Source organism: Tenacibaculum litopenaei, from assembly GCF_964514025.1.
Lineage (GTDB): Bacteria > Bacteroidota > Bacteroidia > Flavobacteriales > Flavobacteriaceae > Polaribacter > Polaribacter litopenaei.
The window spans coordinates 214,499-238,236 of record NZ_CAZEQT010000001.1 but is presented as its reverse complement, the minus strand read 5'-3'; the positions used below and the strand labels follow the sequence as shown (position 1 = coordinate 238,236).

21 protein-coding genes are annotated in these 23,738 nt (G+C 41.3%); 14 read left to right on the top strand and 7 right to left on the bottom strand.

Translation table 11 applies throughout. The annotated features are described in order from the left end of the window. Window positions 1–56 precede the first annotated feature (56 nt). The gene (locus ACKTS5_RS00970) at window positions 57–1,061 is read left to right on the top strand and encodes an NAD-dependent epimerase/dehydratase family protein (protein ID WP_408041954.1); all 1,005 of its coding nucleotides are present in this window, start codon (window positions 57–59) and stop codon (window positions 1,059–1,061) included. Here ACKTS5_RS00970 and ACKTS5_RS00965 read toward each other — a convergent pair. Genes ACKTS5_RS00965 through ACKTS5_RS00955 form a run of 3 tightly spaced genes read right to left on the bottom strand, consistent with a single transcriptional unit; the run spans window position 1,049 to window position 3,547 of the window. Continuing rightward, a complete protein-coding gene (locus tag ACKTS5_RS00965; RefSeq protein WP_408041953.1) occupies window positions 1,049–1,492 on the bottom strand; it encodes a DUF4296 domain-containing protein in 444 nt (147 codons plus the stop codon). The two genes, ACKTS5_RS00970 and ACKTS5_RS00965, sit on opposite strands and share 13 nt — an antisense overlap. Beyond that, entirely contained in the window at window positions 1,492–2,826 is a 1,335-nt protein-coding gene (locus ACKTS5_RS00960; protein ID WP_408041952.1) for a dihydroorotase, read from the bottom strand. The genes ACKTS5_RS00965 and ACKTS5_RS00960 overlap by 1 nt, the downstream gene beginning before the upstream one ends. Before the next feature lies 1 nt (window position 2,827). Continuing rightward, complete coding sequence (locus tag ACKTS5_RS00955) at window positions 2,828–3,547, bottom strand: polyprenol monophosphomannose synthase (RefSeq protein ID WP_408042289.1); 720 nt, start codon at window positions 3,545–3,547, stop codon at window positions 2,828–2,830. Window positions 3,548–3,634: 87 nt separating this feature from the next. Here ACKTS5_RS00955 and ACKTS5_RS00950 point away from each other — a divergent pair, with 87 nt between their 5' ends. The 13 genes from ACKTS5_RS00950 to ACKTS5_RS00890 all read left to right on the top strand — a co-directional run bounded on the left by ACKTS5_RS00950 (window position 3,635) and on the right by ACKTS5_RS00890 (window position 19,922). After that, on the top strand, window positions 3,635–4,276 hold the full coding sequence (locus tag ACKTS5_RS00950; RefSeq protein ID WP_408041951.1) for a DUF4271 domain-containing protein: 642 nt from the start codon (window positions 3,635–3,637) through the stop codon (window positions 4,274–4,276). Window positions 4,277–4,287: 11 nt separating this feature from the next. Further along, entirely contained in the window at window positions 4,288–5,034 is a 747-nt protein-coding gene (locus ACKTS5_RS00945) for a uroporphyrinogen-III synthase (RefSeq protein WP_408041950.1), read from the top strand. 120 nt (window positions 5,035–5,154) lie between these two features. Further along, window positions 5,155–5,835, top strand: a complete 681-nt coding sequence (locus ACKTS5_RS00940; RefSeq protein ID WP_408041949.1) for a TIGR04282 family arsenosugar biosynthesis glycosyltransferase — start codon at window positions 5,155–5,157, stop codon at window positions 5,833–5,835. A 79-nt stretch (window positions 5,836–5,914) separates the two neighbouring features. Beyond that, on the top strand, window positions 5,915–9,130 hold the full coding sequence (locus ACKTS5_RS00935) for a SusC/RagA family TonB-linked outer membrane protein (protein ID WP_408041948.1): 3,216 nt from the start codon (window positions 5,915–5,917) through the stop codon (window positions 9,128–9,130). 9 nt (window positions 9,131–9,139) lie between these two features. After that, window positions 9,140–10,570, top strand: coding sequence for a SusD/RagB family nutrient-binding outer membrane lipoprotein (locus tag ACKTS5_RS00930; RefSeq protein ID WP_408041947.1), 1,431 nt, complete (start codon window positions 9,140–9,142; stop codon window positions 10,568–10,570). 10 nt (window positions 10,571–10,580) lie between these two features. After that, window positions 10,581–11,930 carry a sodium:solute symporter family transporter gene (locus ACKTS5_RS00925; protein WP_408041946.1) on the top strand — a complete coding sequence of 450 codons (1,350 nt, stop codon included), beginning with the start codon at window positions 10,581–10,583 and terminating at the stop codon, window positions 11,928–11,930. After that, a complete protein-coding gene (locus ACKTS5_RS00920; protein ID WP_408041945.1) occupies window positions 11,906–12,766 on the top strand; it encodes a metallophosphoesterase family protein in 861 nt (286 codons plus the stop codon). The genes ACKTS5_RS00925 and ACKTS5_RS00920 overlap by 25 nt, the downstream gene beginning before the upstream one ends. A gap of 19 nt (window positions 12,767–12,785) precedes the next feature. After that, window positions 12,786–13,670: a sterol desaturase family protein gene (locus ACKTS5_RS00915; protein WP_408041944.1), complete on the top strand. Its 885-nt coding sequence runs from the start codon at window positions 12,786–12,788 to the stop codon at window positions 13,668–13,670. A gap of 33 nt (window positions 13,671–13,703) precedes the next feature. Next, on the top strand, window positions 13,704–14,312 hold the full coding sequence (locus tag ACKTS5_RS00910; RefSeq protein WP_408041943.1) for a TIGR04282 family arsenosugar biosynthesis glycosyltransferase: 609 nt from the start codon (window positions 13,704–13,706) through the stop codon (window positions 14,310–14,312). Then, window positions 14,312–15,136 carry a purine-nucleoside phosphorylase gene (locus ACKTS5_RS00905; protein WP_408041942.1) on the top strand — a complete coding sequence of 275 codons (825 nt, stop codon included), beginning with the start codon at window positions 14,312–14,314 and terminating at the stop codon, window positions 15,134–15,136. The genes ACKTS5_RS00910 and ACKTS5_RS00905 overlap by 1 nt, the downstream gene beginning before the upstream one ends. A gap of 37 nt (window positions 15,137–15,173) precedes the next feature. After that, window positions 15,174–16,142, top strand: a complete 969-nt coding sequence (gene arsM, locus ACKTS5_RS00900) for an arsenosugar biosynthesis arsenite methyltransferase ArsM (protein WP_408041941.1) — start codon at window positions 15,174–15,176, stop codon at window positions 16,140–16,142. Between the two features lie 216 nt (window positions 16,143–16,358). Continuing rightward, entirely contained in the window at window positions 16,359–18,122 is a 1,764-nt protein-coding gene (locus ACKTS5_RS00895; protein WP_408041940.1) for an APC family permease, read from the top strand. Window positions 18,123–18,146: 24 nt separating this feature from the next. Further along, window positions 18,147–19,922 (top strand): chloride channel protein, encoded by a 1,776-nt coding sequence (locus ACKTS5_RS00890; RefSeq protein ID WP_408041939.1) that lies wholly within the window; start codon window positions 18,147–18,149, stop codon window positions 19,920–19,922. Here ACKTS5_RS00890 and radA read toward each other — a convergent pair. The 4 genes from radA to panC all read right to left on the bottom strand — a co-directional run bounded on the left by radA (window position 19,919) and on the right by panC (window position 23,725). Beyond that, window positions 19,919–21,280: a DNA repair protein RadA gene (radA, locus tag ACKTS5_RS00885; protein ID WP_408041938.1), complete on the bottom strand. Its 1,362-nt coding sequence runs from the start codon at window positions 21,278–21,280 to the stop codon at window positions 19,919–19,921. The two genes, ACKTS5_RS00890 and radA, sit on opposite strands and share 4 nt — an antisense overlap. A gap of 243 nt (window positions 21,281–21,523) precedes the next feature. Continuing rightward, entirely contained in the window at window positions 21,524–22,471 is a 948-nt protein-coding gene (locus ACKTS5_RS00880; RefSeq protein ID WP_408041937.1) for a lysylphosphatidylglycerol synthase transmembrane domain-containing protein, read from the bottom strand. Window positions 22,472–22,477: 6 nt separating this feature from the next. After that, window positions 22,478–22,828: an aspartate 1-decarboxylase gene (panD, locus tag ACKTS5_RS00875; protein WP_408041936.1), complete on the bottom strand. Its 351-nt coding sequence runs from the start codon at window positions 22,826–22,828 to the stop codon at window positions 22,478–22,480. Between the two features lie 51 nt (window positions 22,829–22,879). Continuing rightward, window positions 22,880–23,725, bottom strand: a complete 846-nt coding sequence (panC, locus tag ACKTS5_RS00870; protein WP_408041935.1) for a pantoate--beta-alanine ligase — start codon at window positions 23,723–23,725, stop codon at window positions 22,880–22,882. Window positions 23,726–23,738 lie beyond the last annotated feature (13 nt).

The window sequence follows — 23,738 nt, the reverse complement described above, 5'->3', positions numbered from 1 at the left end:
ATATTTTAAAGAAGCAAAGATACATTTATAAGCTAAAAAAATTCTATTTTCGCAGTATGATTTTAGTTACGGGAGGAACGGGTTTAGTAGGGTCACATTTACTGTATCATTTGGCTCAAAAAAACGATTCCATTTTAGCAATTTACAGAACTGAGGAGAAGCTTCAGCACGTAAAAAAAGTGTTTGCCTATTACACCGAAAACACCGATACACTGTGGCAGCGTATCACGTGGATACAAGCCGACATTACCGACATTCCCTCCTTGACAAAAGTCTTTGCACATCCTATCTCCTACGTGTACCACTGTGCTGCCCTGGTCTCATTTAAACCCTCCGATTACATGGCGATGCGTCAAGTAAATATTGACGGAACAGCTAATATTGTAAACTTTTGCGTCGATGCAAAGGTTAAAAAACTCTGCTTTGTAAGCTCTATTGCTGCCGTTGGCGACAGCCTTCATGGCAGGCCGGTAAACGAGGAAAACGAGTGGAATGACAATTCGGACAACCACGGTTATGCCATTACAAAATACGGTGCAGAAATGGAAGTTTGGCGTGCCAGCCAAGAGGGAGTTCCAGTTGTCGTTGTAAATCCAGGAGTTATTTTGGGTAGTGGATACTGGGAAGAAGGATCGGGAAAACTCTTTTCACAAGTAGCCAAAGGGTTTAAGTACTACACCCAAGGAGTTACGGGCTTTATCGGAGTTCATGACGTAGTAAAGACGATGCTCCAACTCACGGAAAGCACAAAAGCGAACGAACGTTATATCCTGGTAAGTGAAAACAAATCTTACCGCGACATCCTCAACGCTATTGCCGATGCACTCAACAAACCGCGTCCTAGTATCGGTATTGGAAAAATCGCTACAGAAATTTTTTGGAGAATTGACTGGCTGCTCACATTACTCACTCGCAAAGACCCGCTGTTAACTAAAAACTCAGCGCGCTCTTCACATAACAAAACCTTTTACAGTACCGATAAAGTAAAAGCTGCACTCGGTTGGGAATTCACCCCTATTGAAAAGGTGATAAAGGCCATTGCAAAGGACTATCGCAGTTGATCAATACTGTCTTCCGATAGTTTCTCTTCTTTACGCAATTCTTCTTTAATTTCCTTCAAACTCGGTTTTACCGCGTTGGTAGAGTCTTGCGCTGCTTTTAAATTTTGATAATGTATACGCGTACTGTCAAGGCGTTTTTTTACAACATTCAACATGTCGGTATACTCGTCAATTCGCGAAGTGTAATACTGATTGCTCAAATCAAAACGAACGCTATCAATACGGTACTTCTCATACACTTGAATCATGTAATTTGCCTCTTTCTTTAAGAACTTATTTTTAATATTCTTTGCCGATGAGGCCAAGTACATATCTGTCAGTAAAGAGATCATTGAATCTCTCGGAATCAGCCCTTCTGGTTCCTTGTAAATAGTATTACTATTACAAGAAACCAAAAGTAGGATGATTGCTATATAACTTACTTTATTCATTATCTGTCAAAAACAAGGCGTTCTCCTTTTACTTCTTCGTTAAACGCTCCTTCGTTATACATCAGATTTCCATTGACAAAAGTATGGGTAATGGCATTTGAGAATGCTACCCCTTCGAATGGTGACCATCCACACTTGTAAAGCACACTTTCTCTCGTCACTTCCCAAGAAACCTTAGGGTCTACCAATACCACATCGGCATAGTATCCTTCTTTAATAAATCCTCTCTTTTGTACTTTAAAGATTTTTGCCGGATTGTGGCTCATCTTTTCAACGGCTTTTTCTATCGATAAAACGCCTTCTTTTACTTTTTCCAAGATAGCGATTACCGCGTGTTGCACTAAGGGTCCACCACTCGGTGCTTTTGTATACACATTGCTCTTTTCTTCTAAGGTGTGAGGGGCGTGATCTGTTGCGATGATATCGATGCGATCATCTAACAGCGCTTTCCATAATTCCGCTCTGTCCTCAGCTGTTTTAACTGCTGGGTTCCATTTAATATGGGTTCCTTTTTTCTCGTAATCTGCATCGCTAAACCACAGGTGGTGCACGCAAACCTCAGCGGTTATTTGCTTTTCTTCTAACGGAATATCGTTTCTAAACAAATGCGTTTCTTTCCCTGTTGACAAGTGGAATACGTGTAATCGAGCTCCTGTTTCTTTCGCTAAAGCGATGGCTTTTGACGATGATAAATAACAGGCTTCCTCGCTGCGGATGATCGGGTGGTATTTCATTGGGATATCATCTCCGAACTTCTCTTTATACTCCGCTGTATTTTTGCGTATCGTGCCTTCATCTTCACAATGCACAGCAATTAACAACTCGGTTGACGAGAAAATCTTTTTGAGTACCTCCTCGTTATCAACTAACATGTTTCCTGTTGAAGACCCCAAGAAAAGTTTAATTCCGGCCACATTTTTAGGGTCGGTTTTTAACAACTCTTCTAAATTGTCATTCGTTCCACCAAACATAAACGAATAGTTAGCATACGACGTTTCTTTTGCGATGGCAAACTTGTCTTCTAACAATTCTTGAGTAGTTGCTTGCGGAACGGTATTGGGCATTTCAATAAAAGAAGTAATTCCTCCGGCAATAGCTGCCTTACTTTCCGTGGCAATATTGGCCTTGTGGGTCAATCCTGGCTCCCTAAAGTGCACTTGATCATCGATCATTCCTGGGATAAGATACTTCCCTTCAGCATCGATAACTTCAACTCCTTCCGCGTCTATGTGTTCCGCGATGGTTTTGATATAAGCTCCTTCAATAAGTACGTCACTCTTGAAAACCTTGTTTTCATTGACTACAGTGGCATTTTTTAATAAGTAAGATTGCATATTATTTAGGTAAACCGTTAATTCTCATTTTTATCACACCAAAAAGGGCCTCATAAACGATTCCTCCGCTCATTTTGGACTCTCCTTTGGTTCTATCTGTAAAAATCACAGATACTTCTCGTACAGAAAAGTTGTGTTTCCACGCTTTGTATTTCATTTCAATTTGAAATGCATACCCCACAAATTTCACTTTGTCCAATTTAATGGTTTCCAACACCTCTCGCTTCCAACAAACAAAACCTGCAGTGGTATCACAAATTGGAATTCCCGTCATAAAACGAACGTATTTTGAGGCAAAATACGACAGTAGCACTCTGTTCATAGGCCAGTTCACAACATTTACTCCTACGGAATAACGCGATCCCACAGCCACATCGCCTCCGCGAACTGCGCATTCTTCATACAAGCGAATAAGGTCGTTAGGATTGTGCGAAAAATCCGCATCCATCTCAATAATGTACTCATAGCCCTTTTCCAAGGCCCACTTGAAGCCGTGGATATAAGCAGTACCTAAACCGTTCTTTTCTTGACGTATTTCTAAATGTAATTTATTGGAAAATTCTTGTTGTAAGCGGGTAACTATTGTAGCAGTTCCATCAGGTGAATTATCATCTACCACGAGTATATCGAATTCTTTCTCCTGGTTAAAAGTAGCTCGGATTATAGCCTCAATATTCTCTTTTTCGTTATAGGTAGGAATAATAACTACTGCGTCTGAAATCATATATTTTCATCTAAATTAGCGCAAAGATACACTAATTTATTACTAATTTTGTGTTAATTAAAAGTCGAATAAAACAAGGAATCCGTGCAAGCACAAGAACTTATCAATCAAGGAAATAGCTGGTTCACCCTCCTCATTCTCTTTGCTATAGTATTGCTGGCGTTACTCAAACTCATGAAACCAACGCAACTATTCGGGTATACCGTTGCCTTCTTCACTCCTGGTTTTTTTCAAAAAAAGGCAGAAGAACCCTTGAGTATTTTCACGCCTTTTAACTTTGTCCTTTTCGGATTTACCGCTCTAGTACTCTCGTTACTAGGCTATGAACTCCTGCAAATTTACGCACCCAATGACTTTGGTTTTTTGTTATTTTTAGGACTGTTTAGCGGTGTTTTTGGCTATTTGTTTCTTCGGTATTTATTAGATATTTTTCTCAGTAATGTATTGGGCATTCGAGAGCTCATCAACTATTTTGCCTATGTAAAATACGGGTACTTGTTTACCTTTGCGCTCTGGTTGCTCCCTTTACTCATCCTATACGAGTACGGCATTAAAAACACCACTCTTTTGCTTGTCTTAACGAGTATACTACTTATTTTCAGAGGATTTTTGGTTTTATTTAACAATAAAAATATTCTAATAAGCAAGTTGTTTTATTTTATTTTGTACTTTTGCACACTTGAAATAGCACCGCTATTAATACTTTATAAAACAACAACTACGTAAAGAGAAATTTTATGAAAGTGAAAACTATTTTAGTGTCTCAACCAGCTCCAAAAGCAGAAACTTCTCCTTATTTTGACCTGGCGGATAAACAGAAAGTAAAAATTGATTTTCGTTCTTTTATCCACGTTGAGGGTATCCCTGTAAAAGAGGTACGCACTCAAAAGGTAGACTTAAGCAACTACACAGCAATCATCTTAACCAGTAGAAATGCCGTGGATCATTTTTTCAGAATCGCTGAAGAAATGCGTTTTACTGTCCCAGACGACATGAAGTACTTCTGTCAATCGGAAGCTGTGGCCTATTATTTACAGAAATATGTTGTTTATAGAAAGCGTAAGATTTATGTGGGTAACAGAACCTTCCCAGAATTAACAAAGCTTATCAAAAAGCACAAAGACGAGAAATTCTTATTACCATCTTCTGATAAGTTAAAAGCATTAATCCCAGACGAACTCAACAAATTAGGAGTAGACTGGAAACGTGCCGATTTATACAGAACTGTGGTGAGTGACTTATCAGACTTAGAAAATGTATTTTATGACATTTTAGTGTTCTTTAGTCCTTCAGGAATTGATAGTTTGTTTAAAAACTTCCCCAACTTTAAGCAAAACAACACCAGAATTGCCGTATTCGGAAATTCAACTATCAAAGCCGTAGAAGACCGAGGATTACGTGTAGATATCGCTGCACCGACACCAGAAACACCTTCTATGACCATGGCTCTAGAGAAATACATCAAAGAGGCAAACAAAAAATAAGGATAACTTATTTCGTTTCAAGATACTAAACCGCTAAGTAAAAAACTTAGCGGTTTTTTTGTAATGCTTCCCGTTTTATTGCGACTTCTTCATACCGACCCAACGAAGTAGTTAAGTAATATGGTACCAGCACAACAATCAGTAGCCGTTCTTATTTTTGCCAGGAATTCACAAGAAGATGCCCTGCAGAAAAGAATTCCGGCAGGTACCGCCCTCTTCGATTACCTTACCGAAAAAACCCAACGCATCGCCGAAAAGACCAACTTTGCAGTCTTGACCAGCTCAAAACAGCGAGGAAACTCTTTTGAAGAGCGTTTTATTTACGCCTTGGAAGACGCCTTTAAGCAAGGGTACGAACACGTGATTGCTATCGGAAACGACAGCCCTAAACTCAATACCCAACATTTAAAAGCAGCTGGTGAGGCACTCGAAAACAACACTGCAGTCTTGGGTCCTTCCACAGATGGTGGCGCCTATTTAATTGGAATCTCTCGTCAACATTTTGACCCTGCTTCCTTACGTGCACTCCCTTGGCAAAAAGCGAGTTTGTTTCGCGCATTGAACCACTATTTTGAAGCGCGAACTACCCGAGTTGCTCAATTAGAGTACCTGGTAGACCTCGATTCCTTAAAAGACATTGAACATTTTATTCACTTTTCTGTCTGTGATACCCACTTGCATACACTGCTCGTCAGATTGGTACTCAGCAAGCGAATAAAAAGATCAACTAGCTCCTATCAAATTCCTGTAAAGCGCACAGAGTCGCACTACAACAAGGGTTCTCCATATTCCCTTTCTTAATAGTTCCTAAATACCATAACGCAATACTACCTGGGCTTTTACGAGCTTAGGTTACTTATATTTTTAATTAATTTTACACATGAAACACTACATGCTAGGGTTGCTTTTGTTGGTGCTAAACACACTGCATGCGCAACGTACTATTCGTGGAACCATCCGTTCTGCTGAAGACCAAACGACCATTCCGTTTGTGAATATCACCGTTCAAAACAGTACCATCGGAGTCTATTCAGATGAATTGGGTCAATTTGAGCTAGTGCTCCCTAAAATTCCAGCCGTTGTGCAATTTTCTTTGTTGGGTTATGAAACCCAAAAAATTACTATTGCCGAGCAAACGACCATCGATGTCCTCTTAAAAGAGTCGAACACCGCACTCGACGAAGTCGTGATTACCGCTCTCAACAAAAAACGCGCTTCGAAAGAACTCGGATATGCAGTACAAAAATTAACCCCTAAAGAGATCGCTAGTGTAAAAAGTGTCAACTTTTTGGACAACCTCGCCGGTAAACTAGCCGGAGTTACCATAACATCCGGAAGTGCTACTGGAGTGGGTTCGTCTTCCAAAATTACAATTCGAGGAGAACAATCATTTAGTAATAACAATCCTTTGTTTATCGTTGACGGAACTCCAATTAACAACAATACCGTATTCAATTTTACCAGTGAAGCAGCCGCCGGATTCCAAGAAGTAGACTTCGGAAATGGAGCCATGGCTGTCAACCCTGATGATATTGCCTCGGTAACCGTATTAAAAGGAGCTAGTGCCGGTGCTTTATACGGTACACGTGCCTCTAATGGAGTTATCATTATCAACACCAAAAAAGCTAAGAAAGACTTTAGTCTCTCCGTTAATTCCAGCCTTTTTATTGAAGAAGCTTTTCAACTTCCTCAATTTCAAAACCTCTATGGACAGGGAAATTCTGGAGCATTCGCTTTTAAAGACGGTCTTGGTGGAGGAACCAACGACAATATTACCTACAGTTGGGGACCGCGCCTAGATCAAGGCACACTCATTCCTCAATTTGACAGCCCAGTATATTTGGCCAATGGCCAAGTTGTTCGCGGAGGAGACACCGCCTTGTATTCAGGAGTAGCCATTACCCCCACTCCTTTTGTATCCAACCCCAATAATCTAAAAGATTTTTACCGTACCGGAATTACCACGATTAACAACATCGCTATAGGCAGTGCCTTTGACAAAGGTGCTGTCCGTTTTTCTTTAACCGATTTAGACAGTGAATCGATCATTCCTGGTGTCAATTTAGAACGCACGACACTCGCCACCCACCTCAACTTTAAACCGAGTGACAAAACCTCGATTAATACACATATTACCTATATTAACACGTCGAGTGACAACCGCCCTTCAAACGGGTATGGCTCTGAAAACGTCAACTATTCATTAGTAGCATGGGGACCGCGTTCTCTTAACATCAACAACCTCAAAAACTACTGGCAACCCGGCTTGGAAGGACGTCAACAGTATTCATTTAATTATACCTTTTTTGACAATCCTTATTTCATACTCCAAGAAAACCGCAACAGCTTTGGTCGCGATCGTCTGTACGGAAATATTGCCGTAAACCACAATATCACCGACCATCTAAGTCTAAGCCTTCGAACAGGAATGGACTACTCTACTGAAAAAAGACGTTTTTTAAGAAACTTCAGTACCAACAGGTTTCGCAATGGTGCCTATGCAGAGCACGATGTAAACTACCGTGAAATCAATACCGATTTCTTAGTGAACTACAAGAATACTTTTGGCGATTTTAGCCTCGATGTATCGTTTGGTGGCAATAGACTGGATAAAAAAGCGAGTTCCAAACAACAACAAACCACCCAGCTTGCCCAACCGGGAATATTTAGTTTTAACAATGCAGCCTCTCCTGTAGAGACCTTCGATTTCAGATCAGAAAAACGTATTAATAGCTTGTATGGACTGGCTAAATTTGGCTATAAAGACACTTATTTTTTAGATATCACAGGAAGAAATGACTGGTCAAGTGCCCTGGCAACACCATTCTCTGCCGACAACACTTCTTTCTTTTACCCTTCTGTATCGGGAAGTGTCATTGTAAGCAACCTACTCTCCTTACCTAAGGCAATTTCCTTTGCTAAACTGAGAGCAAGTATCGCACAAGTTGGTAACGACACCAATCCGTATCAGACTTCGAGAAGCTTTGTACCGAGTACGCATGTCAACGCATTACCGACGTTTACTAGCCAAAATTTTATTCCAAACGAAAACCTACGTCCAGAAAAAACGACCTCTTACGAGCTCGGAGCAGATCTTCGTTTTTTTAAGGATCGCCTGCAATTCGACATTACCTATTACAACGCGACCACCCAAGACCAAATTCTATCGCTCCCGATCCCTATATCTTCTGGATATTCACAACAGGTAGTAAACGGTGGAAAAGTAGTTTCTAAAGGTTGGGAGGTCATCGCGAACATAACTCCAATAGCAACTGCAGATTTCAGCTGGAACAGCAGCTTAAATTTCAGTACCAATACTGCCACCATTACTGAACTTCCACAAAAGGACGGCCGTGTAACTTTGGCGTATTCAAGAGTCTACAACAACCCAGATCAAACGGTTTGGTTTCAAGTAGAGGAAGGAGGCCGTATCGGTGATTTCTATGGTACCGGTTATTTAAAAAATGAAAATGGAGAATTCGTGCTAACCCCTGACGGTAGGTATATTGCCGATCCGACCTTGAAAAAATTAGGGAACTACAACCCGGATTTTACCTTGGGCATAGGAAATAGCTTTCGCTATAAAAACTGGAGTTTAAACTTTTTATTTGATTGGAGACAAGGAGGAGAATTGGTATCGAGAACCCTATCATTGGCAGGTGTTGCTGGACAGTTAGCAGAAACTAGCAATCGACCAAGCAGCGGAATCATTGCACAGGGTGTTGTCAATACCGGAACCCCGCAGAACCCTATATACACCCCAAATACAACCCCTGTGAGTGCAGAGAGCTACTACCGTCAGTACTACGACAGAAATCACGAAGAAAACAATGTCTACGACGCTTCCTTCCTGAAACTTCGTCAAGTAGCACTCGGATATAGTTTTACGTTAAAAAACAAGCAGTTCGGAATCTTTAAAAAAGGAACCAAAGTCAACCTATCACTCATCGGTCGCAACCTTTTTGCCATCAGTAAGATCCCACATTTTGATCCTGAGCAGCTCGCTGTTCAAGGGCAGGGACTGATAAGCGGAGTAGAAGATATGTCCTATGCTTCTACACGTAGTTTTGGATTTAAACTAGGACTCCAATTATAAGAGAATCGCATGAAAAAAATACTATATATCGCCTTAGTCATCAGCAGTATCTTTGCCTGCACAGCAGATTTTGAGCAGCTAAACACCAACCCCAACTTCCCTGTAAAAGTAGCCCCTAACCTACTTTTCAGAAATGTAATTTACAATTACGGAGAAGCCATGTCGTATGAAGGCTTTGTTGCAGGAAACCTTCTGAGCCAACAATTGACAGCGCTAGACTTTAACCTGTTTGACCGTCACGCATTAAAATCACCTCAGCTAGGAGGTAATCCTTGGCCTATTTTCTATAAAAATCTCCGAGACAATGAAATTGTACTTCAGCAAGCCTCTAACGAAGCTACCTTTGAAGTATACAAAGGTCCAGCGCTGATTTTCAAAGCCTATATGACGATGGCCTTGACCGATTTGTACGGAGACGTTCCTTATAGCGAAGCCTTTAAAGGAGATCAACAATCAAGCACTCCTAAATACGATTCTCAGGAAACTATTTATACAGGAGCTCAAGGAATACTAGACAATCTAAAAAAGGGGATTGAAGCCATCAAAAATTATACAGGAACCCTCCCACTAGAAGGAGATGTACTGTACAACGGTGATTTAAACAAATGGATTTTATTTGCAAACTCTTTACAGATAAAAGCCTTGGTACGCATTTCGAGCAAACGTGCAGTTGGAAACGAATTACAACAAATCGTTACCGAGGGCAACTATATAAAATCTGCAGCCGAAGATGCCATCTTTCAGTTTAGCAGCAGTGAACCCAACAATTTTAGAATGGCCCGATTGCGTGCAGGAGATTTTAATAATTTTGTCATGGCCAAAACTGCGCAAACCGTACTCACGCAATTGAACGATCCTCGCATGGCTGTCATGTATCGTCCTTTCGGAAACGCAACAGGCAACGATTACAACGGGCTTCAAAATGGAATTGACGCTTCACAAACGACCATTTCTCTCGCTGATTATTCACTCGCCGGACGTGTATTTAGAGAAGAGGCCGGTAACCTAAAAGCGAACTATATGACCAACTGGGAAACGAATTTTTTACTAGCTGAAGCCGCTCAACGCGGGCTTATCACAGGGAATGCAAAAACCTATTACGATACGGGTGTACAGCAAGCATTTGCGTATTGGAATACTGCACTTCCCGCAAACTACCTTACGGGTGCGGCGCGCTTTGATGCAGCAAACGGCTTAGCACAAATTATTACCCAGAAGTGGATTGCCAATACCATCAATGGTTACGAAGGTTGGATAGAATACCGAAGAACCGGATTCCCTGCGCTCCAAGCCGTTGCAGCGAGTTTAAACAACAACCTCATCCCGGTGCGTTTACCCTATCCTGCAGAAGAGGCTACGCTCAATGCACAACATTACAATACAGCAGCGCAAAACACGAACAACAACAGCATTAACCACAAGGTTTGGTGGGATAATTAATACACATAGTATGGATACTACCGTTCAAACTTGGCAATGGATTTTACTTATTGGCTCCAGTATACTGTTTTTGATATACTCGCCATTTGCCAAAACTAAAGCGGCCTTTTTCAAAGCCCAACATCAAAAAAAGCCAACGACCACGCTCCTGTTAACAGGGAGCCTGGTCATCTCTTGGATTTTTGCAAAAAGCATTACCAACGCGGCCAACTTAGGGCTCGCCTTTGGGCTCTTGGGTGGCCTAGCCTATGCAGGGTACTACTTGTCTTTTGCCGTAGCAGGCTGGATATTATACCAAATGCGAATTACAGGTGCTTTTAAGAGTATTCACGAATTTTTACAAACGAGATACGGTCGCAAGGCCGTTCTCGTTTTTACCGTTTTAATCCTCATTCGCTTATTCAACGAAGTATGGTCAAACACCATGGTTATCGGCTCGTACTTTGGCGAGGTAGGTAGCAGCTCGTATTACACGGCTATCATCACCTTTACGCTCTTGACCTTGAGTTACGCAGCAAAAGGCGGACTTAGCAGTAGTGTTTTTACCGATGCTATACAGATGTTATTGTTCAGTATACTACTCATTTGTATATTGTACTCACTGTTTAAAACAGATCATTTTAGCACGCAAACCGTGGTAAATTCCAGTGAATGGACCATGGCGCTAGGAGGTAACTTATTACTGACAGCACTAGTACAATCGTTCAGCTATCCTTTCCACGACCCCGTGCTTACCGATAGGGCATTTATTGCCCCTCCTAAAACAACCCTCAAGAGTTTTCTCTTTGCCAGTGTTCTCGGAGGTCTTGCCATCGTACTTTTTAGCTTTATAGGAATATACGCACAACAGCAGCAATGGAGCGGACAAGCCGCCGTTTTGGTTGCCAAATCATTCGGAACGGTCTCTTTATTGCTTATGAACTTCATTATGATAAGCTCAGCAGCATCGACCTTAGACTCTACCTTTGCTTCTACCGCTAAACTGTTTGTCATTGACTTAAAAATTGGCAATACTGTCACCGCTGGGCGCATCACCATGCTCCTTATGGCACTCTTAGGATCTATTCCGGTGTTTTTAGACGCGTCCATCTTGTCAGCAACGACCATTAGCGGAACCATGGTTATTGGCTTGGCGCCAATATTCTTACTCTGGAAACTCCCTGCCCCCAAAATAAGTTTCTTTCTTTCGGTCGGTGCAGGTTTGCTTTTTGGGATATTACTCACGACTAACAGCGTGCCAGCATCTTTATTATTGACAAGTGGTAAGTACGCCGCTCTTTTATGGACTAATATTTGGGGAAGCCTTATTTGTTTCCTTTTATACCTCATTCCAATATGGATAAAAAAATACAGAACTTAGGACAACTCAAAGGAAAAATACTGCTCTTCGGGGGTGTCTACAGCAATCTACAGGCTCTTGAAGCCACCATACAATTTGCCCAAGAACAAGGCATTCCGCCTGAAAACTGTTTGTGTACTGGTGATATCATCGGATATTGCGCACAGCCACTGGAAACCATCGAAACTTTCAAAGCTTGGGGAGCCAAGGCCATTCTAGGTAATGTGGAAGTACAACTCATCACCAATCAAGACGATTGCGGATGCGATTTTGTCGAGGGATCACGTTGCGATCTCCTTTCAAACACCTGGTATCCCTTTGCTAAAAAACAACTCGATAGGAAAGCGCTCAATTGGCTACAAACACTTCCTGACCACCTCGTTTTTAGCTATCAGGATCATCACTTCGGTATGGTACACGGAAGCTATAAAAAACGTTCTCAATTCATTTTTAACTCCACTCCTTGGCAAGAAAAATCACCCAATTTTAAAGCCTTGTCAACCGATGTTATCATCGCAGGTCACTGTGGACTTCCCTTTACAAATAGCCATGATAATCAGACGTGGATTAATCCAGGAGTTATAGGCATGCCTGCGAATGACGGAACGCCTAAGGTATGGTGTGCAGTTCTCACTCCTATTGCTGGTGGATTTCAGTACTCCTTTACCGCCTTACACTACGACCATGTCACTGCCAGTAAATATATGCAAGATGTGAAACTCCCAGAGAGTTATGCAGAAACACTGAACACGGGAATTTGGGACACTATGGATATACTCCCAGCATCGGAACGTCGTTTACAGGGCTTAGCACTTTCTATACCTGATGGCGAGCTCATTAAAAAAACGTATTTTTAACTTTGTATAAATCCTCATCATGAACGACTATCTCAACCTCATTAAAAACTCGTACTCCAATTATTGGAACTACCTGAAACAGTCGGTTTTGTTTGAACTGGAATGGGAAAACTATTTCTACGGACTCATTGTCATATCGCTATTGGTTTGGGGGCTCGAAATCCTCTTCCCTTGGAGAAAAAACCAAGCTATCTTCAGAAGAGATTTTTGGCTTGACACCTTTTATATGTTCTTCAACTTTTTCTTACTCAATCTCATTGTACTTATTGCACTTTCCAACACCGCTGCGCAATTGGTAAATGACGGTTTGGGGCTTTTCGGACTTTCCATCTCTTCTTTACAATTGTTCGACATCAACAGTTTTCCGACTGTGCTAAAACTCCTTGTATTTTTCATCGTTTTGGACTTTGTACAATGGTTTACCCATACCTTACTGCACCGTTATGAATTTCTGTGGAACTTCCACAAGGTGCATCATTCCGTAAAAGAAATGGGATTCGCGGCACACCTGCGGTACCATTGGATGGAGCCTGTGCTTTACAATTCTATGAAATACATTGCTCTGGCTATTATCGGCGGGTTTTCTGCCAGTGATGTCGCGGTAGTTCATTTTTTTAACATCACCGTTGGTCACCTCAACCACGCCAATATCAATTGGGATTACGGAGTTTTAAAATACGTATTCAACAACCCTAAAATGCATATTTGGCATCATGCAAAACACCTCCCTGCCGATCGTGCCCGTGGCGTAAACTTTGGAATTACACTTAGCATTTGGGACTACTTATTCAAAACCAACTACATTCCTCACGACGGTAGAGACATCGAAATAGGCTTCGAAGGAGACGATGAGTTTCCTGACAACTTTATTCATCAGGAACTCTACCCACTAAAAAAATCATAAACTCGTAAAACACGCATTCAGTATAGCAACACTATGTCAAAAAATCTCGTTTTAATATTTACGCGCAACCCTGAAATCGGTAAAGTAAAAACCAGACTAGCCAAAACTATCGGAAACGAAGCTGCTTTGGCCATTTATAAATTTCTCTTAGAACACACAAAAAACGTAGCCCTAGAGGTTCCCTATGACAAGGCGGTATACTATTCGGTAAAAATCAGGACAGCAGACCTCTGGGAACCTGAAAACTTTCAAAAATTTCGCCAAGAAGGTGCTGACCTCGGTGAACGTATGCAAGCTGCTTTTCAACGAGGCTTCGACGAGCACTACGACAAGGTATTAATTATCGGTAGTGATTTATACGATTTAAAACCCTCGCATATCGAAGCAGCATTTCAGGCACTCGACAACCACGATGCCGTTATCGGCCCGGCCGAAGATGGAGGCTACTATTTACTGGGACTTAAAAAAATGTACAGCTCTCTATTTTCCAATAAAGAATGGGGAACGAGCACCGTTCGTCAAGACACGCTAAAAGATTTAGAAAACGTTTCAGTACATTTGCTAGAAACACTCAACGATATTGATGTCTTTGAAGACATCCAAAACCGCACTGTTTTCAACCAATTTTACACTAAAAACTAATGAGCAATCTCAAAAAAAAGCAATTACAAGAAACCAAATCATATTTACTACAACAAGGAATTTCACATCCTGAAATTGGAATTGTACTCGGTACAGGCCTCGGCAAACTCGTAGATGAAATCGATATCGAAGTAACCATTCCCTACAGTGAAATTCCACACTTTCCACAAGCAACGGTCGAATTTCACTCCGGAAAATTGATTTACGGAACACTCGCAAACAAAAAGGTACTCGTCATGTCTGGACGCTTTCACCTTTATGAAGGCTATGATTTGTGGGAAGTAACCTATGGAATTCGCAGCATGCACCAGTTAGGCATTCAAACCCTTTTGATATCCAATGCAGCAGGAGCAGTAAACTTGAACTACAAAAAAGGGCAACTCATGCTCATTGACGATCATCTAAACCTACAGGGAAGTTCACCGTTGGCCTTCAAAGGAGCTGGTGAATTTGGAGATTTATTTGCGGATATGCTGGAGCCTTATTCTAAAGATCTCAACGTCAAAATGAAAGCTATTGCCAAAGCAAACGACATAGATTTAAAAGAAGGAGTTTACGCGAGCGTAGTAGGACCACAACTCGAAACGAGAGCAGAGTACAGAATGCTTCAAATTCTCGAAGTAGATGCTGTTGGAATGAGCACTGTACCAGAAGTTATCGTTGCCAAACACTTGCAATTGCCTTGTGCGGCAGTGTCTGTTTTAACAGATGAATGCGACCCTAAAAACCTACAACCCGTAGACATTCAAGAAATCATCGAAGTCGCTGGAAAAGCAGAACCAAAGATGATTACACTTTTTAGTGAATTAATAAAATCATTATAATCCTGCGTTAGTATTAACGCCTTATTGAGCAACGTTTATGAGTTATTTAGAAACTACGAAAAATGTTTACAAAGAAGCAGCACTTACTCCGGATATCGGATTGTGCTGTACGACAAATCCTATTTGGGAGCTGCCTGGACTAAGTATTCCGAAAATCATGCAAGAAATGAACTACGGATGCGGTACCACAGTACATGCCAGAGACCTTACCAACAACCCGAAAATTTTATACGTAGGTGTTGGCGGAGGGATGGAATTATTACAATTCTCCTATTTTTCACGTCAAAAAGGAGGTGTTATCGGTCTTGACGTAGTCGACGAAATGCTCGAAGCTTCTAAAAAGAACTTTGACATCGCCGAAAAAGAAAACTCATGGTTCCAAAAAGACTTTGTAGACCTCCGAAAAGGAGATGCTCTAAACCTTCCCGTTGACGATAATAGCATTGATGTAGCCGCGCAAAATTGCCTGTTCAATATTTTTAAGGCCGATGATTTAAAGAAAGCTATTGCCGAAATGTACCGCGTGCTAAAGCCACACGGTCGTTTGGTTATGAGTGATCCTACCTGTGAACAACCGATGAACGAAACCCTGAGAAACGATGACCGCCTGCGCGCACTTTGCCTCAGTGGTAGTTTGCCTATTCAAGAATACGTAAAAATGCTTACGGATGCAGGTTTTGGAACCATTGAGATACGAGCCCGCAAACCATATCGAATACTAGACCCTAAACATTACCCTACCGATGAACTCATCTATATAGAATCGATAGAAGTGGCTGCCATTAAAGATCCTATGCCAGAAGACGGTCCTTGTATTTTTACTGGAAAAGCGGCAATATACTTCGGTGAAGACGACTATTTTGACGATAAAAAAGGACATACCCTACTCAAAAATCAACCGCTTGCCATTTGCGATAAAACAGCAAAAGCACTCAGCGATTTGGGAAGAAATGATATTTTCATCAGTGAATCAACCTTCCATTACGACGGTGGAGGTTGTTGCTAACAAAATCGAAGAACGCTTGAACATTTCAAGCGTTTTTTTATGCCCTCTCCCCAATTCCGCCCTAGATACTTATCCATTTTTTTTGTACCTTTATAGTACATAATTCCACTGCCGAAAGACAGCGTTATCGGCCAAAACCTGGCCTTTGTTCACAAGGTTGCTGCATCAGTACTTCGTCACATCAACCTTATTTTATTGACTTCAAAAAATAACTTTATGAAACCAAAAGTTTCAAAAAAACTCCATCAATTAGCTGCAACAGCAATTTGTGGAAACGACATCAGTTCGTCAGTATTATACGTTTCAGCCCTGTCTATTGCGTTTGCTGGGCAATACGCATGGATTACCTTGTTAATTGTATCCTTAGTACTCTTTCTGTTCAGAAAGATTTACGGAGAGGTCGTCGGGGCGCTTCCGCTGAATGGGGGCGCTTACAACGCACTTCTCAATACCACGAGTAAGCGAATGGCATCCTTCGCTGCCACCCTTACCATACTCTCATATATGGCTACCGCAGTTATTTCTGCCAATGAGGGCATCCATTACCTACACCATTTGTTACCGTCGATTCCTATTTTGATTTCAACGGTGTGCTTACTCTTGTTTTTCGCCCTTTTAAGCATCGTAGGAATCACAGAATCTTCTACCGTTGCCATCGCCATTTTTATATTTCACTTAATCACCTTAGCAGTACTCTTCTTCTGTGTTGGAAGCTACCTGTTTCAACACGGACTGAGCACTTTTCACTGTAATTGGCACACACCGAGCCCAAAAGGTATTGGATACGCAATCTTTTTTGGATTTTCAGCTTCGATGCTCGGAGTTTCTGGCTTTGAAAGCTCGGCCAATTTTGTAGAAGAACAAGCACGGGGCGTATTTCCGAAGACACTCCGAAACATGTGGGTTATCGTAAGTATCATCAATCCGTTAGCGGCAGTCTTTGCTTTGGCTCTTTTTGACATCCCTACCTTACAAGAACCTGCATTTCAAAACACCTTGCTCATCAAAATGGGAGATTTTGCAGGAGGGTCCACTTTATCTACCATCATTGCGCTGGATGCTTTTTTAGTACTTAGCGGGGCCGTACTAACGAGCTTTGTTGGAGTTACGGGGCTGTTAGAACGCATGACCTTGGATAGAATCATGCCTAAGTTTTTTCTCAAAAAAAACAAACAGGGCAGTTCTTATCGCATTATACTCGTCTTCTTTTTACTAGCCTGTTCAGTGCTGTTCATCACCCGAGGAAATGTCGCCTTACTTGCGGGGGTATATACCTTGTCCTTTTTATCGGTTATGGCCTTATTTGGTATCGGGAATATCTTACTCAAACAAAAACGAAGCTCCCTACCTCGGCCAGAAAGCGCTCCTTGGCTAGGAGTACTACTCGCCATTTCAGCTGTTCTGGTTGCCTTGACAGGAAACTTGCTGATGCCTCCCAAAGACAATCTTCCAAGTAATTTCCTGGTCTTCCTAGAGTATTTTATCCCGACCATCATTTTTGTCTTTATCATGCTCAACCGCACCCAGCTTCTTAAACTAGGACTCAAACTCGTATATGCATTGTTTAACCCCTTCCGAAAATTTGTTCTCAAAACAGATAAAAAAATCAACCAAACCATCAACTCCATCAACAACCAAGAATTTATATTTTTCACCAAAGGTGACAATATCGCAACATTGAATAGCGTAATGCTCTACATTCAAAAAAACGAGCACACCAAGAAAATCAAAATCGTCCATATAAGAGCTGCACAAGAACCGCTACTCGAAGAACTGGCTGTTGAAATCCACGTGCTCGATAAGGAATACCCAGATATTTCTATACAGTTTTTAGAAATAGAAGGTGTATTTTCGCCAGAATTAATCGAAAAACTCTCTAAAAAATGGGATATTCCTATTAACTTTATGTTTATTGGATCGCCTGGAGAGCATTTTCCTTATAAAATTGAAGAGTTGGGAGGTGTCCGACTCATCATTTAAGAAGCTTTAAACCGAAACATACTCATGCCCACTTCTAAATACTACTACAAAAAGTTACTCATTTGGAGATATAAAAACATCTCTGAACGACAGTTTGTATACGTCCTTAGCGTCCTTGTAGGATTCTTAGCGGGTTTAGGTACTTTGGTTCTAAAAAACCTCACGTATTTTTTTCAATATGTTTTGGAAGGAAAGTTTATCAAAGACCTGCATCATTCCCTGTACTTTATTTTCCCCATTCTGGGGCTCTTTTTGGTGTACTATATCAAAAAGAAGCTGATAAAGAAGAGCATCGGCCATGGAATTTCAACCACCTTGCACGCCATTTCTAAACGCAGTGGTATCATTGAGCGGTATAAAATGTACGCGTCCTTGATTACCGCTCCTATTACCGTAGGATTTGGTGGATCAGCCGGACTTCAAGGTCCCGCAGTGAGCACTGGAGCTGCCGTTGGTTCAGGAATTGCACAGCTTTTCCACATGAACACCAAAACGCGAATGTTACTCATTGGTTGCGCAACCGCAGGTGCCATGTCATCTATGTTTAAGGCCCCTGTAGCCGCCATTATTTTTGCTATAGAAATTTTTAGTTTAGACCTGGCTTTTGCCTCTTTAATACCGCTGTTACTAGCCTCCGTTTCAGCTGTCGTTACTTCCTATTTCTTTTTAGGTCAAGACGTATTACTGGGCTTCGAACTAACCGACGATTTTAAAATCACAGACATCTTTTTCTTTGTATTATTAGGCATAGGCACCGGAGTTGCCTCCGTTTATTTTTCAAAAATCTATTTTAAAATCACCGGGTTTTTCGAAAAATTCACCAATCCCTTTCACCGGTTACTCATTGGGGCGCTCGCCATTGGACTTATGCTATACCTCGTACCTCCACTTTACGGAGAGGGATATGCTATTATCAATAACTTACTCGAAGGCAATGCCCATAAGGCGTTGAATGACATTCCTTACGAAGTCAATTTCAACAATGTATGGACTGTGATTGTATTTCTCTTAATCATCACACTGTTTAAAGCCATTGCCATGACTACCACCTTTGCTGCTGGTGGAGTAGGAGGAATCTTTATCCCCACGCTCGTGATGGGAAGTGCTCTAGGAAATGTATTTGCAAAAATTATCAATCAATTAGGAGGTAGTGTCTCAGAAAGTAACTTTACGCTTGTTGGTATGAGTGGATTAATGGCTGGAGTTTTGCACGCCCCCCTCACCGCCATATTCCTCATTGCTGAAATCACTGGGGGCTACGAGCTTTTTGTACCTCTGATGTTAGTAGTAGCTATTTCTTTTGCCTTTACGCGCTATTTTGTGTCCAACTCCATTTACACCATTGAACTGGCTAAGAGAGGAGAACTGATTACCCATGACAAAGATAAAAATGTGATGATGATGATGCGTACTGACAAACTCATTGAAAAAAATTTCGTGGTCATCCATCCGGAGATGACCTTGGGAGAAATGCTTAAAAATGCGGTGGCAAAATCGGCCCGAAACATTTTTCCTGTAGTCGATCATGATGATCGCTTTCTAGGTATCGTCCTACTCGACGACATCCGCCCCTTGATGTTCGAACAAGAACTGTACGACAAACTCACCATTCAAGTACTGTTAAAGCGCGCACCGGCGCTAATTTACCACGACGACAGTACCGAAACCGTTATGCGGAAATTTAAAGAAAGTGGTGCGTGGAATTTACCAGTTATCAAGGACAATAGCTATCAAGGCTTTATTTCCAAATCGAAATTGCTTTCGGCATATCGCAACAAACTGATTGCATTAACCAACTAAGCAAACAAGGTTGCAAAAGCTTCCTCTATCTTACTCACCAGTAAAACCTTGATCTTATAATCTTTTAAGGTAATCTTATTGTACTTTGACGTTACGATGGTTTTATAGCCTAGTTTTTCAGCTTCTACGATGCGCTGGTCAATTTTGGATACAGGACGTATTTCTCCTGCCAATCCGACCTCTGCCGCAAAACAGACATTTGGATGAATCGCGAGATCTTGATTCGACGATAATATTGCTGCAACCACTGCCAAATCTATAGCAGGATCATCTACCTGAATTCCTCCAGTTACATTTAAAAACACATCTTTCGCTCCCAACTTAAATCCAGCACGCTTTTCCAGTACGGCCAAAATCATGTGAAGGCGCTTCAAGTTATATCCTGTAGTGGTACGTTGAGGCGTACCGTAAACTGCAGTGCTTACAAGAGCCTGAATCTCCACCATAAGTGGGCGAATTCCTTCGAGAGTCGATGCAATGGCTGTACCGCTTAAATCTGCATCTTTTTTAGAAATTAAGATCTCAGAAGGATTGGATACTTCGCGCAGCCCTACAGACAACATTTCGTAAATCCCCAACTCTGCCGTAGAACCAAAGCGATTTTTCTGGGCTCTCAAAATACGATAGGTATGATTGCGATCGCCTTCGAACTGTAAAACGACATCTACCATATGCTCGAGAATTTTAGGTCCGGCAATATGCCCTTCTTTATTGATATGTCCAATGAGTAGCACTGGCGTTGCTGTTTCTTTGGCAAACTTTATCAATTCAGCCGACGTTTCTCTGATCTGTGAAATACTCCCTGGCGAAGCTTCGATACTTTGGGTATGTAAGGTTTGAATAGAGTCAATCACCAAAACTTCTGGCTGTACCTCTTCAATGTGTTTAAATATTTGTTGTGTATTGGTCTCTGTCAAAATCAAGCAATTCGAATCTTTTGCATCGAGTCGTTCAGCGCGCATTTTTATCTGTGACTGACTTTCTTCACCTGAGACGTATAATACTTTTTGAGGAATTTGCAGAGCTATTTGAAGCAGCAAGGTCGATTTTCCGATACCGGGTTCTCCACCGAGCAGTACCACAGCTCCCTTCACCAATCCTCCACCTAAAACCGTATCCAATTCCTGATTACGCGTTAAAATTCGCTCTTCCGGATTGAACTCTATATCCTCTACTCTAAGAGGTTTGACCACGCGTTTTTCTTGGTTTGCTGGAGTTTTCCAACTGCGTTTTTCTTCTTTCTGAATTACTTCTTCAACAACGGTGTTCCACGCTTTACAAGTAGAACACTGCCCCACCCATTGGGTGTGTTGTGCTCCACAGTTTTGACAGAAAAATGCGGTTTTGGTTTTTGCCATAATACGGTATTAATACCACAAAGATAGCTAAAAGAAATAGATCTAAACCCCTTAAAAAAGCTGCATTCAAAAGCCATCACTTTCCTTAAAAATCGATCTATTCCCCAAAGGAATAGTACCGTTTCTGGAAGCATAAAAAACCGGGTACCCAACGTGAAATTACAAGCATAAAAAAACGCCATTATCCACAAAAATGAACAATGGCGTTTCTATGTCATCAGCAAAGTGATGCTCCTTAATTTTCTATTCTTTTGCTTTGTTATAAACAGGTAATACAGCAAAGGCTAAGCCTCCAAAAACGATTATCATAGCGGTTTGCGCTGTCCACATAATCCAACCAAAGGCATTCGCAGGCTCCTCGGCAATCCCAAATAAAGCAAAGGCCCCAGCAACTGCTACCGGATACAATCCTATCCCACCGTTGGTCGCGGCAATACTAAATCCACCTGCAATAAAACCGATCAATACAGCTCCAAAAGGAACCTCTAAATTATCAATTGCAGGAATAGTAGCCCAAAACATGGCTACGTACATTAACCAAATAAATACCGTGTGGAAAATGAACGACCACTTGTCTTTCATTTTAAAGATACTGGTAGCTCCTTCTATCAATCCTCCAATAAAGGACTTGATTTTCAATCCGACTCCTGTCTTCGCCTTTTTTACATATTGGGAAAACACAAAAAAACCGAGTACTACCGCCGCGATGATTCCTCCAACTTTTACGGGCGAAAAATTCGCCGTCAAGAGTTCAAATATGAAATCAAACTGCACAAACAAGGTCACGCAGATAATGAGTAACATCATGATTAAATCGGCAATTCGTTCAGCTACTATAGTACCAAATCCTTTCTCGAAAGGAATGTCTTCGTAATTTGCCATCACGGCTGCTCTTGACACCTCACCAGCTCTCGGAACTGCGTAGTTTACCAAGTACGCCACCAATACGGCCATTGTACTATTCCCAAAATCAGGGGTATACCCCATGGGCTCAAGCAAATATTTCCAGCGATAGGCTCGTGACAAATGACTGAGGATTCCAAAAAACAATCCTAGGGAAATCCACCAATAATTCGCATTCTTAAAATATTGAACTAAGGTTTCCGGAGATACTTTCGACAAGGAGTACCAAACTAAAATACCTCCCAAAATGAGAGGTAATAGTATTTTAAGTATTTTCTTTATATTCAAAACGGACTAGGTAAGTGTATTATCTTTTTCGTTTGGAAAAACCAATTTCGGTTTAAAATTCTTGGCCTCTTCCAACTCCATAAAAGCGTATACGATTAAAATTAACGTATCGCCTTTTTGAACTCTTCGGGCTGCGGCACCGTTTAAGGTTATTTCTCCACTTCCTCGCGGTCCTGGAATCGCATACGTTTCCAAACGCTCTCCGTTGTTATTATTCACGATTTGAACGCGCTCACCCTCTATAATTCCTGCAGCATCCATCAAATCTTCATCAATGGTAATGCTTCCTATATAATTTAAATCGGCACCAGTAACTTTTACACGGTGGATTTTTGACTTAACTACTTGAACTAACATATTGCAAAAATAGTTGTTTTTTAACGATTAATGGATTGTTTTTTTTATCAATTAATTTAACCCGATGTTATCTATCAGTCGAATATCACCTGCAAACACGGCTATGAAGGCGCGGTACTTGGCAGACGGACTGATCTCATTAGGCGTTTTCAACGTTTTTTCATCGGCGATAGTGAAGTACTCCAAGTCCAACAACGGCTCCTTTTTAAACTGCTTTTCAACCCATTGCGTTAACTCTTCAATACTCTTTTGACCAAATTTCTTTTTAGCCTTTTTCAATATTTTAAATATCATTGGAGCTGCGTCACGGTGTGCTTCGGTTAATCGGGTATTTCTTGAACTCATGGCCAAACCATCAGACTCTCTGAAGATTGGACGCCCTTTTACCTTCACTGGCAAGTCGTATTTTTTGACGAGTTTTTTGATAATTTTATACTGTTGAAAATCTTTCTTACCAAAATACGCGGTATGTGGTTCTACTAACTCAAACAAGCGTTTAACCACGGTACCAACACCATCGAAATGTCCTGTTCGGAACTTCCCCTCCATTTCAAACTCCAAGCCATCAAAATCAAAGGACTCTGCACTTACCTGCTCTGGGTACATTTCCGCCACGGTTGGCACAAACAAAACATCACAGCCTATTTGTTCCAGCATGGCTTGATCGGCAGCCAACGTTTTCGGGTATTTCACCAAATCTTCTTGATTATCAAATTGGGTTGGGTTTACAAAAACACTTACCACCACTACATCATTCTTCTTTTGAGCTCTGGTTACCAGCGACAAATGTCCTTGGTGCAATGCTCCCATGGTCGGTACGAAACCAATTTGTTTACCAGCCACTCTGAGGGGCTCTAAAATGGCTTTCAATTCCGATTTTTTACTAACTAATTTCATTACTAATTCATTG

Excerpts from the sequence above, each read along its gene's own strand:
- ACKTS5_RS00970 (WP_408041954.1), top strand. The coding sequence starts at position 57 with ATGATTTTAGTTACGGGAGGAACGGGTTTAGTAGGGTCACATTTACTG.
- ACKTS5_RS00965 (WP_408041953.1), bottom strand. The coding sequence starts at position 1,492 with ATGAATAAAGTAAGTTATATAGCAATCATCCTACTTTTGGTTTCTTGT.
- ACKTS5_RS00960 (WP_408041952.1), bottom strand. The coding sequence starts at position 2,826 with ATGCAATCTTACTTATTAAAAAATGCCACTGTAGTCAATGAAAACAAG.
- ACKTS5_RS00945 (WP_408041950.1), top strand. The coding sequence starts at position 4,288 with ATGAAAGTGAAAACTATTTTAGTGTCTCAACCAGCTCCAAAAGCAGAA.
- ACKTS5_RS00940 (WP_408041949.1), top strand. The coding sequence starts at position 5,155 with ATGGTACCAGCACAACAATCAGTAGCCGTTCTTATTTTTGCCAGGAAT.
- ACKTS5_RS00935 (WP_408041948.1), top strand. The coding sequence starts at position 5,915 with ATGAAACACTACATGCTAGGGTTGCTTTTGTTGGTGCTAAACACACTG.
- ACKTS5_RS00930 (WP_408041947.1), top strand. The coding sequence starts at position 9,140 with ATGAAAAAAATACTATATATCGCCTTAGTCATCAGCAGTATCTTTGCC.
- ACKTS5_RS00925 (WP_408041946.1), top strand. The coding sequence starts at position 10,581 with ATGGATACTACCGTTCAAACTTGGCAATGGATTTTACTTATTGGCTCC.
- ACKTS5_RS00920 (WP_408041945.1), top strand. The coding sequence starts at position 11,906 with ATGGATAAAAAAATACAGAACTTAGGACAACTCAAAGGAAAAATACTG.
- ACKTS5_RS00915 (WP_408041944.1), top strand. The coding sequence starts at position 12,786 with ATGAACGACTATCTCAACCTCATTAAAAACTCGTACTCCAATTATTGG.
- ACKTS5_RS00910 (WP_408041943.1), top strand. The coding sequence starts at position 13,704 with ATGTCAAAAAATCTCGTTTTAATATTTACGCGCAACCCTGAAATCGGT.
- ACKTS5_RS00905 (WP_408041942.1), top strand. The coding sequence starts at position 14,312 with ATGAGCAATCTCAAAAAAAAGCAATTACAAGAAACCAAATCATATTTA.
- arsM (WP_408041941.1), top strand. The coding sequence starts at position 15,174 with ATGAGTTATTTAGAAACTACGAAAAATGTTTACAAAGAAGCAGCACTT.
- ACKTS5_RS00895 (WP_408041940.1), top strand. The coding sequence starts at position 16,359 with ATGAAACCAAAAGTTTCAAAAAAACTCCATCAATTAGCTGCAACAGCA.
- ACKTS5_RS00890 (WP_408041939.1), top strand. The coding sequence starts at position 18,147 with ATGCCCACTTCTAAATACTACTACAAAAAGTTACTCATTTGGAGATAT.
- radA (WP_408041938.1), bottom strand. The coding sequence starts at position 21,280 with ATGGCAAAAACCAAAACCGCATTTTTCTGTCAAAACTGTGGAGCACAA.
- panD (WP_408041936.1), bottom strand. The coding sequence starts at position 22,828 with ATGTTAGTTCAAGTAGTTAAGTCAAAAATCCACCGTGTAAAAGTTACT.
- panC (WP_408041935.1), bottom strand. The coding sequence starts at position 23,725 with ATGAAATTAGTTAGTAAAAAATCGGAATTGAAAGCCATTTTAGAGCCC.